This window comes from Caldisericota bacterium, from assembly GCA_034717215.1.
GTDB lineage: Bacteria > Caldisericota > Caldisericia > Caldisericales > Caldisericaceae > UBA646.
In genome coordinates, this window is sequence record JAYELD010000016.1 from 1 (window position 1) to 14,941 (window position 14,941).

Consider the following 14,941-nt stretch of genomic DNA (forward strand, 5'->3'; position numbering starts at 1 on the left):
TTTTTATATTGGAGGAGTCAAGATTCCATATAAATTTGGATTGGAAGGTCATTCAGATGCAGATGTATTGATACATGCTCTTGTTGATGCAGTTCTTGGGGCAGCAGCGTTAGGCGATATAGGTGCACTATTCCCGGACGTGGAAGAAAAATATAGAAATATAAGGAGCAGTATTCTGCTTGAAGAAGCATTAAAACGTGTACAGATTGATGGATGGAATGTTGAAAATATTGATGCTACCGTTATTGTGGAGGAACCGGAATTAATGCCATTTATCAAAAAGATAAATGAGAATCTTTCTAAAATTATTAATATTAATTTGAACAAAATTAACGTAAAAGCAACAACGAACGAGGGAATGGGTTTTATTGGCAGAAAAGAAGGCATTGCTGCATTAGCTGTCGTATTGTTAAAAAAAGGGAATAGACAATGAAAAAACAGTTTGTTAAGGATTTAAAACCAGGTGTTTTTGTGAAAAGCATTTTTATTGTTGCAGAAACCGAAAAGGCGCTTACAAAGGACAAAAAGGTGTATGTTTCACTTATTCTTGCAGATAAGACAGGGAGAATATATGGGAAAATATGGGATAATGCCACGGAACTTGGCAAATTGTTTAAAAAAGGAGATATCGTTGAGATCTCAGGTAGTATTACAGCCTATAAGGGAACACCTCAAATTCGTGTGGAAACCTTGCGAAAATGCAGCGAGGAGGAAATAGATAGTACTGATTTTTTACCAGTTACAGAAAAAGATAGAGATGTTTTGCTTAAAAATTTTTTAGAAAAAGCGGAAAGTGTCCAAGATCCGTACCTTAAATCTCTTTTAAAAAATATATTTGCTAACAAACGAATTATTGATGGCATAAAGAATGCTCCTGCAAGTGTCTCTATACATCATAGTTATGTGGGAGGCCTGCTCGAACATACTTTGAATGTCGTAAAAATATGCGAAACAGTAGCATCTATGTATCCAGTGGTGGATCGAGATTTATTAGTAACCGGTGCACTTTTGCATGATATCGGGAAGAGTGAAGAATATAACTACAGCAAAATAATTGAACACACAGATAATGGTAAATTGTTGGGGCACATTGCGCTTGAAATGGTATTTATAAGCAAAGAGATTGAAAAGATACAATCTTTTCCTGACAATCTTGAACTTGATCTATTGCATCTCATTCTTTCACATCACGGCGAACGTGAATATGGATCTCCAAAAATTCCCTGTACTGTAGAGGCAGCTGTACTTGCTTATGCCGATCTGCTGGATAGCAGGGTTAAAAGTTTTATTGAGGTAGCAAATAGTAGCAAAGAAGATTGGAGTGGCTATATTGGCTTTCTTGGGAGAAAAATTTTTAAGAGACAAGAATAACCTTTAGATACAGAAAATAAACTCGAAAATATTTGAGGAGATGAGATGAATATATTAAGGGCAATTATTTTAGGCGCTATCCAGGGATTGACAGAATTTTTACCTGTTAGCAGTTCAGGTAATCTTGTTATTTATCCTGCAATTTTTGGGTGGGGTACACCAACGCTTTCTTTTGCAATGGCTCTGCACCTGGGAACGCTTTTTGCCGTTCTTTTATACTATTTAAGAGACGTGAAGAAGCTTGTTATAGGTTTTTTCCACACATTTAAAAGCAATAAAACAGACGAACAAAGCTTTTATGTTCGGTTGTTTTGGCTTCTTTTTGTAGCCTTGCTTCCAGCCAGTATTGTGGGCTTACTTTTTTCTGATAAAGTTGGTGAAGTATTTGCTCAGCCACATATTGTTTCTATATTTTTGTTTATTACTGCGGCTATTCTTATCATATCCAGCATTAATTTTCATGAGAAGCGCGATACTTTAAAACATATTTCTTTAAAGCACGCGTTATCTGTGGGTTTTCTCCAGGTTATCGCACTGTTTCCTGGTATTTCTCGTTCGGGCTCTACTATTGCGGGTGGAATTTTTTCTGGAATGAATAGAGAAGATGCGGCAAAATTTTCTTTTCTTCTTTCCATTCCTATCATTGGGGGAGCAGGCCTTCTTGAATTGAGGAGCGCCTTGAACGTATCCATCTCTGGGGTTTCTTTCAGTGCACTTTTAACAGGTTTTCTTGCTTCCTTTATTTTTGGTTTCTTGTCGATAAAATTCTTTTTTGCGGTTATTAGAAAAGCAAAATTTTATTATTTTGCTTTGTATTGTATAATGCTTGGTGTTGTTGGATTTATATTTACTTAATTTGCAAAGCGAAGGGAGGGGATTAAATTGTTTGAAAAAATAATTTTCCCATACGATTTTTCTGAATATGTGGAAAAGGCAATTCCTTATATCGAAAAATTTAAGAGTATAGGGGGAAAAGAAGTTATTATTATTTATGTAGTAGAATACAATGAAATTTTTAAGCATGTACTATACAAAGAATTGGAGGTGAAAAGGTTTGAGGAAAAAATGAATCTTAAACTTAAACCTCTCAAAGAAAAATTTGAAAAAATAGGTTTCGACGTGACAATATGCTTGGAGTTTGGCCCACCTGACAAGGTCATTATTAAAAAAACGTTAGAATATAAGGCGGATATTATTGTAATTGGTAGAAAAGGAAGGAGTGCTGTTGGTTCGTTTTTTTTGGGAAGCACTACATTGAGCGTATTGCAGAGAGCATCAATTCCCGTGCTTGTAGTACCATCCAAATAACCTGAACTTAATATAATTCTACTATTGTGCTTATTTCCATTGCAGCCCCAACAGGTAAACTGATTACACCGATTGCTGTTCTTGAATGTTTGCCTTTTTCATTATTATTAAAAATTGTGGCTACAAAATTGGATACTACGTTCATTACTCTGGATTGTTCTGTAAATTCGGCCGTTGAATTTATGAAGCCTTCAATTTTAACAATTTGTTTTACTTTGTCCAGGTTTCCTATTGCTTTTTTTAAGTTTGAAATGAGTTGTAGGGCACATAGCTCTGCAATTTCCTTACCATTTTCTAAGTTAAAATCTTTCCCGAATTTTCCCGCTATAATCTTTTTGTTACGTACAGGCACAATACCTGAAAGGTAAACAATGTTCCTCGTGAGAATGGCTGGGGCATATGATCCCAGGTTTTCAGAAGGTGGCGGCAGAATAATCCTAAGATCTTCTAAGCGTTTTTCTACTGTCATTATTACCTCCCTCCGTATTTTATTATATTATCTATAAATACAATCTCAATCAGAGACTCTGTATCCTAATTTTTTTACTTTTTCTTCTAATTTTGGCCAATCTTTTTCTGTGCGCACAAAAATATCCAGATAAACGGATTTGTTCACGATTTGTTGTATGTCAACACGTGCCTCTGTGCCAATTTTTTTGAGCATTTTGCCCCTTTTCCCTATTACGATTCCTTTTTGAGATTCTCTTGCGATAGATATTACAGCACGGACATATAGTACCCCGTTCTTTCTTTCTTCCATTTCTTCTATATTTACGGCAGCGGAGTAGGGGAGTTCTTTTCCAAGACGAAGAAATAGTTTTTCTCTTATTGTCTCAGCGATTAAAAGTGGCAACGGTCTATCTGTTAACATATCTTTTGGAAAGTATTCTGGCCCCTCTTGAAGATATTTTTTCGTTTTCTTAACGAGCAAATCAATATTTTTTCCTGTTAATGCAGTGATTTTTACCACTTCTTTAAATGGGAATAGCTTTCTAAATTCTTGCTCAGTGGCTTTAATTTGGGTTTCACTGTGCTGGTCTATTTTGTTTATTACAAGAAATACCGGAATATCTATTTTGTCAAGTTTTTCCATTATTTTCAGGTATTCTTCTCCGGGAAAATCTTCAGGTTCTATCATAAGATATACAAGATCAACTCCTTTTATGCTTCTTATAGCAGTTTCTACCATATATTTATTTAATGCACTTCTGGCATTATGTACTCCGGGAGTGTCTATAAATACTAATTGCGCATCAGGAAGATTTTTTACTCCTAAAATTTTGAAGCGCGTAGTCTGTGGTTTTGGTGAAATGATAGAAATCTTGGTGCCCACAAGATAGTTAAGCAGCGTAGATTTCCCAACATTTGGTCTACCCAAAATGGCAATAAATCCGCTTTTCATATATATCTCCTTCCTCTATCCCTTTTGTTTAAATTATGTTACCAGACTATTTTATTAATATTAGCGCTTTTAATTTATTATACAGTATTTTATAATTTATGTGAACCTTTTTCTTCTCGAGAGTATCTAATATATAGGTATTCAAAAAAAGGAGGCACGAGATGGCTAAAAAATTTTTAGTAGTTTTGTTGGTTGCAGTATTTGCTGCAGCACTCTTTATCGCACCAAACGTAGGCCTTGCAGAAGGGAACGATTACGAAACGGCATTAAATGTGTACAATGCGAAAATTGAGCAAGCTAATTCTGAACTGATTATTTTGAACGAGAAGATGACACAGATGAGAGAAAAACAAACAGAGATATTTACAGTGCTAAAAGAAAAGAAAGATAGTGGAGAAGAGTTTAATGAAGAAGTAAAGACGCTTATCAAAAAGCTTATGAGGATCAGAAAATCGGTAGAACGGTTCAAGGATATAAGAGATGCAAGGTTTTATTATGCAAAAATACTTTCAGGCCAGCTAAATGAAAAGACAAAGGAAGTTAGAGAAATGAGAGAAAGTAGCGGAAATGAAGAAGAGATCAAAAATCTTTTAAAAGAAACACATAATTTGAGAGGAAAGATTGGAAATGTTTTGCCTTTTAGCTTGAAACTTTCACTTAATAAGGCGGACAGGGTCAGAGAAACTGCTGAAAAACTTAAAGACAATGATAGAGAAGATAGAGCAGTAAAACTTTTAGAGAGAGCCACAAACAAAATTGAAAAAGAAATTGAAATAACAAATAAGCAGGAAGAAAATCTTGATAAAACATTGGATTTACTTAATCAGGTTGCAGAGGGGCTTGGTATATGAAGATAAATTCAATTCAGGGTATTATAACGATACGAATAACTGTGTGGTTTGCCGCAGTACTTATTGCCCCTTTTGTACTGAAGTACATTGCTAAGGAGAAAGAAATTCAGGGAGAGACAGACTATTTTAAGAGCCTCGTGCTCTCCCTTTTACTTTTTTTTGTAGCATTTACTCCATTTTTCCTTTCTAGGGCATTTTTTGTTTTGTTTCATAAACAATTTTTTACAGCGAGCATTATCTGGTTTGTTGCTGGAACATTACTTAATGGTTACTTAGCAAAGATTTATTTAAAAATTGATTATATAAAAGGGATTGTGCTATGGCTACTCACTTTGATTGTTTCTTCGACAGCTGGATTTGTTCTTACTTCTCTTTCTTTATTTCTTATTAGAACATTAAAATGAAGTATGAATTTGAGGAAATTGTTGATAAATATTATAAAGATGTATACCGGTTTATTTTTATGATGGTAAAAAACAGAGATGATGCTGAAGATATTACACAGGATACATTTCTCAGAGTAAAGCGGTATCTCTGGACATTCAGGGGCAGATCTTCTATTCTTACCTGGATTTATAGAATCGCGACAAATGAAGTGAAGAAATTTTTTAAAAAAGCTAATAAGATAAATCATTTTTGCAAAACATTGAATGTGAGCGAAGAGAATTCGTGTGATACGTTAAGCAGTGCTATGAAGAAACTGGATTATGGTGCATATGAAATTTTATTTTTAAAATATTTTAAAAATATGAGCGAAAAGGAGATAGCGTTTATTGTGAATGTACCGGAAGGCACAGTTAAATCGCGCTTATTTAATGCGCGTAAAAAGCTAAAAGAGGTGATCGAAAATGGATGAAGAAATCAGAGAATATTTTACTACTCAATATAATAGGATAAAAGTGCCAGAGGATCTTCCGCAAAAGATTTTAGGTGAGCGAAAAGAAAAAATTTATGCATTTGTGATAGCTATATCTTCTGTTTTTCTATTCTCTATATTCTCTATATTATTTGAACTTTCTCCATCTATGGACAGCATACTAATGACTGTTTCGCTGCCCTAATTGTTATTAATTTTAAAAAGGTCAGGGGCTAATTGTACGCAAAAAAAGCAAGATGTACATTTTCTTTTGTCGATTTTGTAATTTTTGCCTTCTTTTACAATAGCGCCGGTTGGGCAAAAATTTGAGATTGTATCTATCAATTTGTTCTGTTCAGAAGTGATGTGCGGAATAATTTTTCGGATTGATCTTTTTGCAGGGTATCTTAAAGAGCGTTTCACTTCTTTTCTAAATGTAAGAAAAGTATCTCCGTATGTTGTAATATGATCAAATAAACCACTGCCAAGATCCATAGAATCGCCCACTTTGTTTGATTCTACTTCTCTTGATCTATGACCCGTCAGCACAGTGGTGGTAGAATCTAAAGCAAGTGGATCTTCAGAGAAGAGGATTACGTTCATTTTGTTTATCTCTTTGCTATTACTTATTATAGCATCCACTCCGTCAACAATGCCAAACAATACATTATCTTTTATTAAAGAATATATTTCGAGAAGAGCTTTCCAAAATTGAAATGTTAATTTAGTTAATAGTACTTGATTTCTAGTCATTGTTGGCATAAGAGTAAGGGTTGATGCTACAATTCCTCCTATTTTTGTAGTGGGAGAATCTTTCATTTTTATCACAGGGACAATATAATCTGTTTCTGTGAGAGTTGTTGGAATGAAAGCATATTTGATTATTCTTTTTCCTGTTACGCCCATTTTAGCTATCTGTCTTTCGTTTGAATATTGTATGGGCGACATAAAGGCAAATCCTCTGAAATGTTCAGTACTTTTTTCTTCCATTCTCTGGACATCCAGCTTTTCGTAAGAATTTTTTCTGAAGTCCACGAATTGAATGTTTTCTTCTTTCAGGAGGTTAACTATTTCTTCGGGCAGTTTATCTACTAAGATGGATGCTCCTACTGTGATTTTGCTTGCACCATTTATTTTAAGAAAATGGATTGTTTCTCTTAAAATTGCTGCATTTGGCGTGGGAAAATCAAAATAAATGGCAACCTTTTTACCTTTAATTTTTTCTTTATCGAATGGCGCAGCAACAGTGTTAAATGCATCACTTACTTCTTGTTTTTTATACGAATTGCATCTTTTGATTCCGAGTGTACTCATTTTATACTCCTTTCTTTTTACACATTTTATTTAACGGGCATTCATTGCAAATTGGTATTTTTTTGCAATAGCGTTTGCCTAACTCAACAATAAGTGCATGCATTTCTTTAAAAACATCAACAGCAGAATAGCCGTTAATTTTATGTTTTTTCAAATTGGTTTCAAAAATTTTTCTTATTTCATCGTAATCAGTACTATTTAAAATATCTGTTCTGTGTGCCATCCTTATTGTATAAGTATCTACAACAAAGATTTTTTTGTTTAAGGCGTAGAGAAGAATTGAATCTGCCGTTTCCTTGCCAATCCCTCTTATTGACAGAAGCTCTTTCCTTAGGTTAGATACTGTAGTCTTTTGCATCTGAGATATACTGCCGCTATATTGTTTGATGAAATATTCTGTAAGCACTTTTAGCCGTTCACTTTTTATATTATAAAAACCAGCAGGTTTTATGAGTTGTTTTATCCTCTCGAGAGGCATTTTGTTAAAAGAGGAAGGTGTAAGTACTCCTTTCTCTTTTAAACTATTTATTGCTTTTTCAACATTTTTCCAGGAAGTTTGCTGCGTAAGAACGGCTCCTACCATTACCTCAAATGGCGTTTCGGCTGGCCACCAGTTCTGTATACCAAATTCATTACGAAGAAGTTGAAATACGTTTAGAATGTTTTTTTGCAATTTTCTTTTTTTCTTTTTTTATCAGCGATAGATATTTTTTAAGCTCTTCACCTTGAAGTGTTTCTTTTTCTAATAGTGCGTTTGTAATGGTCATTACTGTCTTAAGTTGTTTTTCGATGAGAAATTTTGCTTTTTCATAGCTTGTTTCGATGATTTTTTTTACTTCTGCATCAATAAGGTTGGCAGTGGTTTCGCTGTAATCCCTTTCTTCCCCCAAATCTTTACCAAGAAAAATCATTTCGTTATGTTTACCAAAGGTGATTGGCCCTAACTTATCACTCATTCCATATGCTCTTACCATTTTTCTTGCAATATCGGTTGCGCGTTTAAGATCATTTGCCGCGCCAGTTGAAGTTTCATGAAGTATTACTTCCTCTGCTGCCCGTCCGCCTAAAAGTGCTGAAATTTTATTCATCAGTTCACTTTTTTTCTGTAGATATTTATCTCTTTCAGGAAGTTGAAGGTTGTATCCCAATGCCATTCCTCTTGATACAACGGAAATTCTATGGACAATATCACCGGTAGGAAGAGCAGTGTTAACGATAGCATGTCCTGTTTCGTGGATGGCAACTGCTCTTTTTTCTTCTTCTGAAAGTATCAACGATTTTTTTTCTGGTCCTGCTATAACTTTATCGACTGCTTCTTCGATTTCTTGCTGGGAAATCTCTTTTTTATTTTTTCTTATTGCCAAAAGCGCTGCTTCATTTAACAAGTTTTCAAGGTCTGCTCCAGTAAAGCCCGGTGTTTGTTGAGCAATTGACTTAAAGTTCATTTCTTTTGTAAATGTTTTTTTCTTTCCATGAACTTTAAGAATTTCTTCCCTGTCTTTTGAGGTAGGCAGCCCTACTACAATTCTTCTATCAAATCTTCCCGGTCTTAATAACGCAGTATCCAATATGTCTGGCCTGTTTGTAGCAGCTATTACAATAATACCGGTATGTGGATCAAACCCATCCATTTCTACAAGGAGCTGATTTAAGGTTTGTTCTCTTTCATCGTGTCCTCCGCCAATTCCTGCTCCTCTATGTCTACCTACGGCATCAATTTCATCTATAAATATTATGCATGGTCCATATGTTTTTGCCTGCTTAAATAAGTCTCTTACTCTGGATGCACCGACACCAACAAACATTTCTACAAATTCTGAGCCTGAAACAGAAAAGAAAGGAACTTTTGCCTCTCCGGCGACTGCTCTTGCTATCAGTGTTTTTCCACAGCCAGGAGGGCCTAAAAGCAGTACTCCTTTTGGTATTTTTGCGCCAAATTGTGCGAATTTCTTTGGATTTTTTAAAAATTCTATTATTTCTTTAAGTTCTTCTTTTACTTCCTCGACACCTGCTACATCTTTAAAGGTAACCCGTGGTTTATTATCAAGAAACAATTTGGCTTTGCTTTTCCCGAAGCTAAATGCTTGATTTGCTCCGCCACCTGCTCCTTGCATCATTTTCTGCATAAAAAACCACCATACGCCAATGATAAGAATCCATGGTGCAATATTCCAGAATATCATCCAGAATGTGTTATTGCTCGGATTAACATCGTAGGTAACGCCCTTTTCTATCAGATCTTTTTCAAGAGTATCTATATTGCCGGGCGGATACGAATCTATAAAAGATCCATCTTTTAGTGTGCCAATTACCTGAGATGGATAATTTTCTTTCATTTTTATTTGTACAGACGTTACATCCCCGGAGTTCACTCTATCAATAAATTCTGAGTAAGGCACTGTTGTAATGGGAGCACCGCTATTTCTGCCAAAAAAGGTTGAAACCGAGAATAAAATTATTATCAGAATCACCCAGGCAATAATTTCTTTTTTAAAGAAGTTTTTATTATTTTTCTTAGCCATATTTTATTTATTATCCCCTTTCAGTTGTAAATTTTTTCTTTTAATACGCCTATAAATGGGAGGTTTCTATATTTTTCTTTGTAATCTAATCCGTAACCTATAACAAATTTATTTGGTATTTTAAATCCGTAATAATTGACTTTTATAGGTATTTTTCTTCGTTCTTCTTTATCTAGCAATGTGCAAATTTTTATGCTTTTTGGATTTCTTGTTTTAAGTAATCGCGTTACTGCATCCATTGTGAGGCCTGTATCTACAATATCTTCAATAATAAGTACATGTCTATCATTGATGGGGGTATCAAGGTCCTTTAAGATTTTTACTTGCCCTGTAGATTCTGTGTTCCCTCCGTAGCTTGAAATTGCCATAAAATCAATCGACATATCAATTTTTATCTCTTTGGAAAGGTCTGCAAGAAACATAAAAGCCCCTCTTAAAATACAGACGAATAAGGGAAATTTGCCCTTATAATCTGTATTAATTTGACTTCCTACTATTTTAATACGTTGTTCAATATCTTCCTTTGAAAAAAGGATTTCTTTAACATCTCTTTTCATAGTCTAATTATATCAGAAAATGGTTTTTCTTAAAGTAGCGGTGAGAAGCAGTTTATTTTTTGTATTTTTGGTTATTTGGTATAAATTGCTTCTTCTTACGCCTATAACCCAGATGATTTCATTTTTACTGCTTACAAGTAGCGGAACTTTATGTCTTGTTTTTACACCTATTTTCTGGTTTACAAAGAGATCCTGGATTTTTTTGTTTCCCATTTTGAGGCTGATTTTGTCTCCCTTTTTCCTGAATCGCACTTTGAGAGGCAGAGGGATATTATCCATATCAACAACGATTTTATTGCTATCTAACGTTGATTTTTTAACATTATCAATAATTTCTGTTTTTATTATGATATTCGCTTTCTCTATCGATGTTGCTCCTGGTATGGTAATCGGGTATTCTTTTTTTAGTGTAAAAGGTAGAGGGTTGGTTTTTTCTATCCAGAATTCTTTTTTATTTTTTAGTATGTAAAGATTGCCATACAAATTTGTTTTATTACTTTTTTCTGTTGATAAAAATTGTACGATTCGCTCTATTCTGTCGAATGTTGCATATTTGTACAGCATTAATTTTATGATTCTTCGTTTTTCGAATAAAGGTAAGGCGTTGAAAATAGTAAGAGAATATCGTTCTTTGTTGAAAAGGAGTGCCTTGTCCTTTAGCGAGATTTCATTTATAAACTGCTCTTCTTCAAGCAAAGTTAATGATAGATTTAAAATATGTCGCTTAATTTCTGGGTTTAGAGAGGCAAGCAAGGGAACGAGCTGATGGCGTACTCTATTTCTCAAATAGTCAAGCGAAAAATTTGTCCAATCTGTTCTAAATGGAATTTTATTCAATTTTATATACGCTTCTACGTCTTTTCTTGTTATACGAATCAATGGATGGATAATTCCTTGAAAGCTTTTTGGTCGAATACCAATGAGCCCTGTGACACCTGTGCCTTTTAATAAATGGATGAGAGTGGTTTCCACGAGATCGTCCATAGTATGGGCTAGTGCGGTTTTGTCATATTTTTCCTCTTGCTTAATCTTTAAAAAGAATGCAAATCTTTCTTCTCTTGCCATATCTTCCAATGAGCGTGAGCGCATTTTGGCAAGCTTTTTGATGTTTTTTTCGTTATAGAAAAATGGAATATCGAGCTTGGCAGCTATACTGCTTACAAATTTTGTTTCTTCTTCAGATTCTTTCCTCATTTTATGATTGAAGGTGGCTACTGCAATTGAAAAACCAAGTTCGTCTTTTAATTCATTCAGAATGTGCAATAAACACATCGAATCTGCTCCTCCGGATATGCCTACAAGGACACGTTCTCTTTTTTTAATTAGGGCAAATTCTTCTATTGTATTTTTTACTTCATTACTTATATTAATTTTCTTCATTTTTTATTTCCTTTATTTAACTATCCCTCAGATATTAGTTTATCTAACGTGGTTTATTTATCTTTTGAATCCAATTTTTCCTATCCAGCATTTTTGTATCTGTTATTTCCCTGTCTTTGATAGCTTTTATTAACATAGTTTATATCTTTGAGAGTCGCAGTCAAGCATTAGAAAATTTTGACTTTTTGCCATTATTTATTACAATATTGCTTGTTATGATAAGAATTATTGAAACGAATGAAAATGATGGGGCGATGAATATGGCAATTGATGAGGCGCTCCTTATTATAGAAAGAGAAAGGGGCTTCCCACCGGCGCTTCGCGTGTATAAATTTGTCCCACCGACACTTTCTATTGGTTATTTCCAAAAAATGGAAAAAGAAGTAAACTTTGCCCATTGTAAGGAGTTAGGCATTGGTTATGTCAGGAGGCCTACAGGAGGCAGGGCAGTGTTGCATGATAGGGAGCTGACATATAGCGTAACTATGGCGCACCCTCATAGTATTTTGGAGATGAATCTTCTCGATTCTTTTCATTATCTCTGTGAAGGTATTATAGAGGCAATAAGTTTACTTGGAGGAAATGCGTATTTTTCTGATAGGGAGGACAACGAGATATCTTCTCCTTCATGTTTTGCTGCACCGACATTTTCGGATATTTTATTGAACGGCAAAAAAGTTGTAGGTTCTGCACAGAGGAGGAATGATTGTGGCTTATTGCAGCACGGTTCAATCCTTTATCATGTCGATCTTGAGCAAATATTTTATTGTTTTAACCTGGATGAGAATGCAAGAAAAAGACTTGTGGAATTATCCAAAAAGAAAATTTCATCACTTTCTGATGAATTGAATAAGGAAATTACGTTTGATGTGATAAAAGTTGCTCTTAAAAGAGGAATGGAAAAGATTACGAACGAAACACTGGTTCCTACTGAGCTTACAAAGGATGAAAAAAATTTAGCAGAAAAATTATATCACGAAAAATATAATACTTATAAATGGAATTTTAAAAGATGACTATTTTAAGTAAAATAGAGGAGAGGTGAATTATGGGAAGAGAAAGTAGAATTAGAAAATTGAGAAAAGAGGGTGTTATAGCTCCTGTGCGAGAAAAAACAAAACAGCGGAGATGGATTAAGATCCTTATTTCTGTGTTGCTCGTATTTATAATTCTCTTTGGGATAGCAAGAGTGTGGGGATATCTTGAACGAGATGTTGTTGCGCACGTTGGGAAGGAAACAATCAAAAGGCAAGAAATTCAGGATCAAATTGATTATTATATCCAGATGTATCAGCAATATGGTATGGACCTTACTGACCCTCAATACAGTGCACAGCTCTTAAATCTTGAGCAAAACATAAAGGATAATTTTATAAACCAGTCGCTTCTGGTACAGTACGCAGAGGCGCAACGTCTTGAAATTGATCAGGATGCTTTTAATGAAAATATTGAAAGCCAGGTCGATCGGATTGTAGAACAGGGGATACAAAACCAGGGGGAAGAGGTTTTTACTTCTTATGTTGAAGCTCAATATGGTTCTATGGATGAATATAAAGAGTATCTGAGAAAACAGCTCACCCCTTACGTTGAAAGGCCTTTACTCTCGCAGGCTGCATTGGAAGAACAATATGAAACAATAGAAATTACGGATGATGATGTGAATTTGTATTGGAATGCTGTATATCAAGTTGATGCAGAACACTTTTTATTAAAAGTAGAAGAGGATGTTTCCGAGAGTGATACCGCTGCTATTAAAACTCAGATAGAAGATATCTACAACGAAATAGTGGAAGCAAAAGGTGAAGATAATTTTAATTTTGCTGAATTTGCTCGCGGGAAGGCAGAAGAATTCAATGAAGCGGCAGCCGATACTGGTAAAGAAGCTGCTCGTTATGAAAGTCTTGGATATTTTTCGAAAGGGCAAATGGTAGAAGAATTTGAAGAGGTCTGTTTTGACCCTGATGTTAACATTGGAAATATTGTTGGTCCTGTAAAAACTAATTTTGGTTTTCATATTATTCATATCCTTGGAAATAAACCAATGGGTGAAAAATATGATGAGCCAGCAATGATTAATGTTCGTCTTGTTCTTTTCAAGTATGAGCAAGGGGATGAAAAAAGTGAAGAAAATGCTAAGATGAGTGCGAATTCCATTGTTATTCAGACCAAAGGAGGAATGGATTTTATCGAAGCGGTGGAAAGATTTTCTCAGGATGATACGACAAAGGAAAATGATGGAGAAACAGGGTTCTTCACAGAAACTGAACGGTCAGAACTTTTTATGGCAGCAGAGAAACTTGCAGTAGGAAATATTGCAGGTCCAATTAAAACGAGTGATGGGTATGCGGCAATTAAAGTAATTGATAAAAAAGAGGCAGTAAAAGCTTCTTTAGACAGCGAAGAAGTGTATGAAAAAGTAAAAGACGATATTATGAACGAGAAAAAACTGGAAGTGGAAAAGGAATTTATTGAAACCTTGAAACAGAAATACAAAGTGAGAACGACAAATCCATGGATTAGCATAACAGCATTTTTTGATAGACACTTAGGAGATGAATGGCGCGGTTTTGTTGGATGGTGGGACAGAGTTACTACTGGAAAAACCTCAGAGGGAACTCAGCCTGAAATACCTAACACTCCTGTTATTCCTTCACCAGATGAAGGAAATGAGGGCGGAGAGCCTCTTCAACCAATTGGTGGGGGTGACTAATGAAAAAGAAAGAAAAAAAGGAGCGATTTTTTAGGCGATTATTTAAATTGCCTCTCATCATTTTCACAATCATTGTCATTATTGCAGCAATACTTTTCGGGGTTTATGGATATATATATTCCGGGAAAAATGTTTATGCGTATGTGAAAGGCGAACCGATTTACTATTACGAAATGTCTAATGAAATTGTTGAACAAGCTCGCAAAAATTTTGTAAGTGTATCGCTACTACAAGGCGGAGATCCACAAAGCGCATTTGCCCGTTATGCAATTGATAGTTTTGCTAAAGAGGAAGTGATATCTAGAAAATTCTTTTATCTGATGGGAGTGCAAGACAATTTTAACTGTACCGAAAGCGAATTAGATACAGCGATGTACGAGTTTAAAAAAGCAGTTACAGGAATTTCGGATGACCCTGTAGAAAATCTTGCAAGTGAACTTGCTCTTCGACAGATTACAGAGCAGCAGCTACGTAATGTATTAAGAGGAAAAATCATCGCACAAAAAGAAATTGACAAACTTACACAGCATATTGTGCTTACTCCGGACGAAATTTATGCTTACTATGAAGAATGGAGTTTTGCTTATGAGGAAGAGGGTAAGACGAGCGAAGAAATATTCAAGGAGAAGTATGATATAATCGAGAGGAGTGCACTGTCTCTTAAAAAAAG

The 14,941-nt window shown here is 34.9% G+C and carries 18 protein-coding genes; 11 read left to right on the forward strand and 7 right to left on the reverse strand.

The window, feature by feature from the left end:
* Positions 1–7: 7 nt before the first annotated feature.
* Genes ispF through U9Q18_00765 form a run of 4 tightly spaced genes read left to right on the forward strand, consistent with a single transcriptional unit; the run spans position 8 to position 2,679 of the window.
* On the forward strand, positions 8–433 hold the full coding sequence (gene ispF, locus U9Q18_00750; GenBank protein MEA3312887.1) for a 2-C-methyl-D-erythritol 2,4-cyclodiphosphate synthase: 426 nt from the start codon (positions 8–10) through the stop codon (positions 431–433).
* Positions 430–1,371 (forward strand): HD domain-containing protein, encoded by a 942-nt coding sequence (locus U9Q18_00755; GenBank protein MEA3312888.1) that lies wholly within the window; start codon positions 430–432, stop codon positions 1,369–1,371. Before ispF ends, U9Q18_00755 begins: the two co-directional genes overlap by 4 nt.
* A gap of 45 nt (positions 1,372–1,416) precedes the next feature.
* A complete protein-coding gene (gene uppP / locus U9Q18_00760; GenBank protein ID MEA3312889.1) occupies positions 1,417–2,226 on the forward strand; it encodes an undecaprenyl-diphosphatase UppP in 810 nt (269 codons plus the stop codon).
* A 27-nt stretch (positions 2,227–2,253) separates the two neighbouring features.
* Positions 2,254–2,679, forward strand: coding sequence for a universal stress protein (locus U9Q18_00765; GenBank protein ID MEA3312890.1), 426 nt, complete (start codon positions 2,254–2,256; stop codon positions 2,677–2,679).
* A 7-nt stretch (positions 2,680–2,686) separates the two neighbouring features.
* Here U9Q18_00765 and U9Q18_00770 read toward each other — a convergent pair whose 3' ends face one another.
* Both U9Q18_00770 and era read right to left on the reverse strand, forming a co-directional pair.
* A complete protein-coding gene (locus tag U9Q18_00770; protein MEA3312891.1) occupies positions 2,687–3,148 on the reverse strand; it encodes a RidA family protein in 462 nt (153 codons plus the stop codon).
* Between the two features lie 45 nt (positions 3,149–3,193).
* Positions 3,194–4,081, reverse strand: a complete 888-nt coding sequence (gene era, locus U9Q18_00775; GenBank protein MEA3312892.1) for a GTPase Era — start codon at positions 4,079–4,081, stop codon at positions 3,194–3,196.
* A gap of 161 nt (positions 4,082–4,242) precedes the next feature.
* On the opposite strand from era, the gene U9Q18_00780 reads away from it, so the two are divergent.
* Genes U9Q18_00780 through U9Q18_00795 form a run of 4 tightly spaced genes read left to right on the forward strand, consistent with a single transcriptional unit; the run spans position 4,243 to position 5,993 of the window.
* Positions 4,243–4,932 (forward strand): hypothetical protein, encoded by a 690-nt coding sequence (locus tag U9Q18_00780; protein ID MEA3312893.1) that lies wholly within the window; start codon positions 4,243–4,245, stop codon positions 4,930–4,932.
* Positions 4,929–5,336, forward strand: coding sequence for a hypothetical protein (locus tag U9Q18_00785; protein ID MEA3312894.1), 408 nt, complete (start codon positions 4,929–4,931; stop codon positions 5,334–5,336). The genes U9Q18_00780 and U9Q18_00785 overlap by 4 nt, the downstream gene beginning before the upstream one ends.
* Positions 5,333–5,788 (forward strand): RNA polymerase sigma factor, encoded by a 456-nt coding sequence (locus U9Q18_00790; GenBank protein ID MEA3312895.1) that lies wholly within the window; start codon positions 5,333–5,335, stop codon positions 5,786–5,788. The genes U9Q18_00785 and U9Q18_00790 overlap by 4 nt, the downstream gene beginning before the upstream one ends.
* Positions 5,781–5,993, forward strand: coding sequence for a hypothetical protein (locus U9Q18_00795; GenBank protein ID MEA3312896.1), 213 nt, complete (start codon positions 5,781–5,783; stop codon positions 5,991–5,993). The genes U9Q18_00790 and U9Q18_00795 overlap by 8 nt, the downstream gene beginning before the upstream one ends.
* Here U9Q18_00795 and U9Q18_00800 read toward each other — a convergent pair.
* From U9Q18_00800 to tilS, 5 genes are read right to left on the reverse strand one after another with little or no spacing between them, the layout of a single operon-like run.
* Complete coding sequence (locus tag U9Q18_00800) at positions 5,990–7,102, reverse strand: DUF362 domain-containing protein (GenBank protein MEA3312897.1); 1,113 nt, start codon at positions 7,100–7,102, stop codon at positions 5,990–5,992. The genes U9Q18_00795 and U9Q18_00800 overlap by 4 nt on opposite strands.
* A gap of 1 nt (position 7,103) precedes the next feature.
* Complete coding sequence (locus tag U9Q18_00805; GenBank protein MEA3312898.1) at positions 7,104–7,775, reverse strand: endonuclease; 672 nt, start codon at positions 7,773–7,775, stop codon at positions 7,104–7,106.
* Positions 7,735–9,624 (reverse strand): ATP-dependent zinc metalloprotease FtsH, encoded by a 1,890-nt coding sequence (ftsH, locus tag U9Q18_00810; GenBank protein MEA3312899.1) that lies wholly within the window; start codon positions 9,622–9,624, stop codon positions 7,735–7,737. Before ftsH ends, U9Q18_00805 begins: the two co-directional genes overlap by 41 nt.
* Before the next feature lie 20 nt (positions 9,625–9,644).
* A complete protein-coding gene (hpt, locus tag U9Q18_00815; protein ID MEA3312900.1) occupies positions 9,645–10,181 on the reverse strand; it encodes a hypoxanthine phosphoribosyltransferase in 537 nt (178 codons plus the stop codon).
* Between the two features lie 12 nt (positions 10,182–10,193).
* The gene (gene tilS / locus U9Q18_00820) at positions 10,194–11,561 is read right to left on the reverse strand and encodes a tRNA lysidine(34) synthetase TilS (protein ID MEA3312901.1); all 1,368 of its coding nucleotides are present in this window, start codon (positions 11,559–11,561) and stop codon (positions 10,194–10,196) included.
* A 215-nt stretch (positions 11,562–11,776) separates the two neighbouring features.
* On the opposite strand from tilS, the gene U9Q18_00825 reads away from it, so the two are divergent.
* From U9Q18_00825 to U9Q18_00835, 3 genes are all read left to right on the forward strand, one after another.
* Positions 11,777–12,577 carry a biotin/lipoate A/B protein ligase family protein gene (locus tag U9Q18_00825; protein ID MEA3312902.1) on the forward strand — a complete coding sequence of 267 codons (801 nt, stop codon included), beginning with the start codon at positions 11,777–11,779 and terminating at the stop codon, positions 12,575–12,577.
* Positions 12,578–12,609: 32 nt separating this feature from the next.
* A complete protein-coding gene (locus U9Q18_00830; GenBank protein ID MEA3312903.1) occupies positions 12,610–14,271 on the forward strand; it encodes a peptidylprolyl isomerase in 1,662 nt (553 codons plus the stop codon).
* Positions 14,271–14,941: hypothetical protein (locus U9Q18_00835; protein MEA3312904.1), on the forward strand; the 671-nt coding region annotated here is incomplete at its 3' end. The genes U9Q18_00830 and U9Q18_00835, both read left to right, overlap by 1 nt.

Excerpts from the sequence above, each read along its gene's own strand:
- ftsH (MEA3312899.1), bottom strand. The coding sequence starts at position 9,624 with ATGGCTAAGAAAAATAATAAAAACTTCTTTAAAAAAGAAATTATTGCC.
- era (MEA3312892.1), bottom strand. The coding sequence starts at position 4,081 with ATGAAAAGCGGATTTATTGCCATTTTGGGTAGACCAAATGTTGGGAAA.
- uppP (MEA3312889.1), top strand. The coding sequence starts at position 1,417 with ATGAATATATTAAGGGCAATTATTTTAGGCGCTATCCAGGGATTGACA.
- U9Q18_00830 (MEA3312903.1), top strand. The coding sequence starts at position 12,610 with ATGGGAAGAGAAAGTAGAATTAGAAAATTGAGAAAAGAGGGTGTTATA.
- hpt (MEA3312900.1), bottom strand. The coding sequence starts at position 10,181 with ATGAAAAGAGATGTTAAAGAAATCCTTTTTTCAAAGGAAGATATTGAA.
- U9Q18_00795 (MEA3312896.1), top strand. The coding sequence starts at position 5,781 with ATGGATGAAGAAATCAGAGAATATTTTACTACTCAATATAATAGGATA.
- U9Q18_00770 (MEA3312891.1), bottom strand. The coding sequence starts at position 3,148 with ATGACAGTAGAAAAACGCTTAGAAGATCTTAGGATTATTCTGCCGCCA.
- U9Q18_00790 (MEA3312895.1), top strand. The coding sequence starts at position 5,333 with ATGAAGTATGAATTTGAGGAAATTGTTGATAAATATTATAAAGATGTA.
- U9Q18_00825 (MEA3312902.1), top strand. The coding sequence starts at position 11,777 with ATGATAAGAATTATTGAAACGAATGAAAATGATGGGGCGATGAATATG.
- U9Q18_00785 (MEA3312894.1), top strand. The coding sequence starts at position 4,929 with ATGAAGATAAATTCAATTCAGGGTATTATAACGATACGAATAACTGTG.
- U9Q18_00800 (MEA3312897.1), bottom strand. The coding sequence starts at position 7,102 with ATGAGTACACTCGGAATCAAAAGATGCAATTCGTATAAAAAACAAGAA.
- U9Q18_00780 (MEA3312893.1), top strand. The coding sequence starts at position 4,243 with ATGGCTAAAAAATTTTTAGTAGTTTTGTTGGTTGCAGTATTTGCTGCA.
- tilS (MEA3312901.1), bottom strand. The coding sequence starts at position 11,561 with ATGAAGAAAATTAATATAAGTAATGAAGTAAAAAATACAATAGAAGAA.
- U9Q18_00755 (MEA3312888.1), top strand. The coding sequence starts at position 430 with ATGAAAAAACAGTTTGTTAAGGATTTAAAACCAGGTGTTTTTGTGAAA.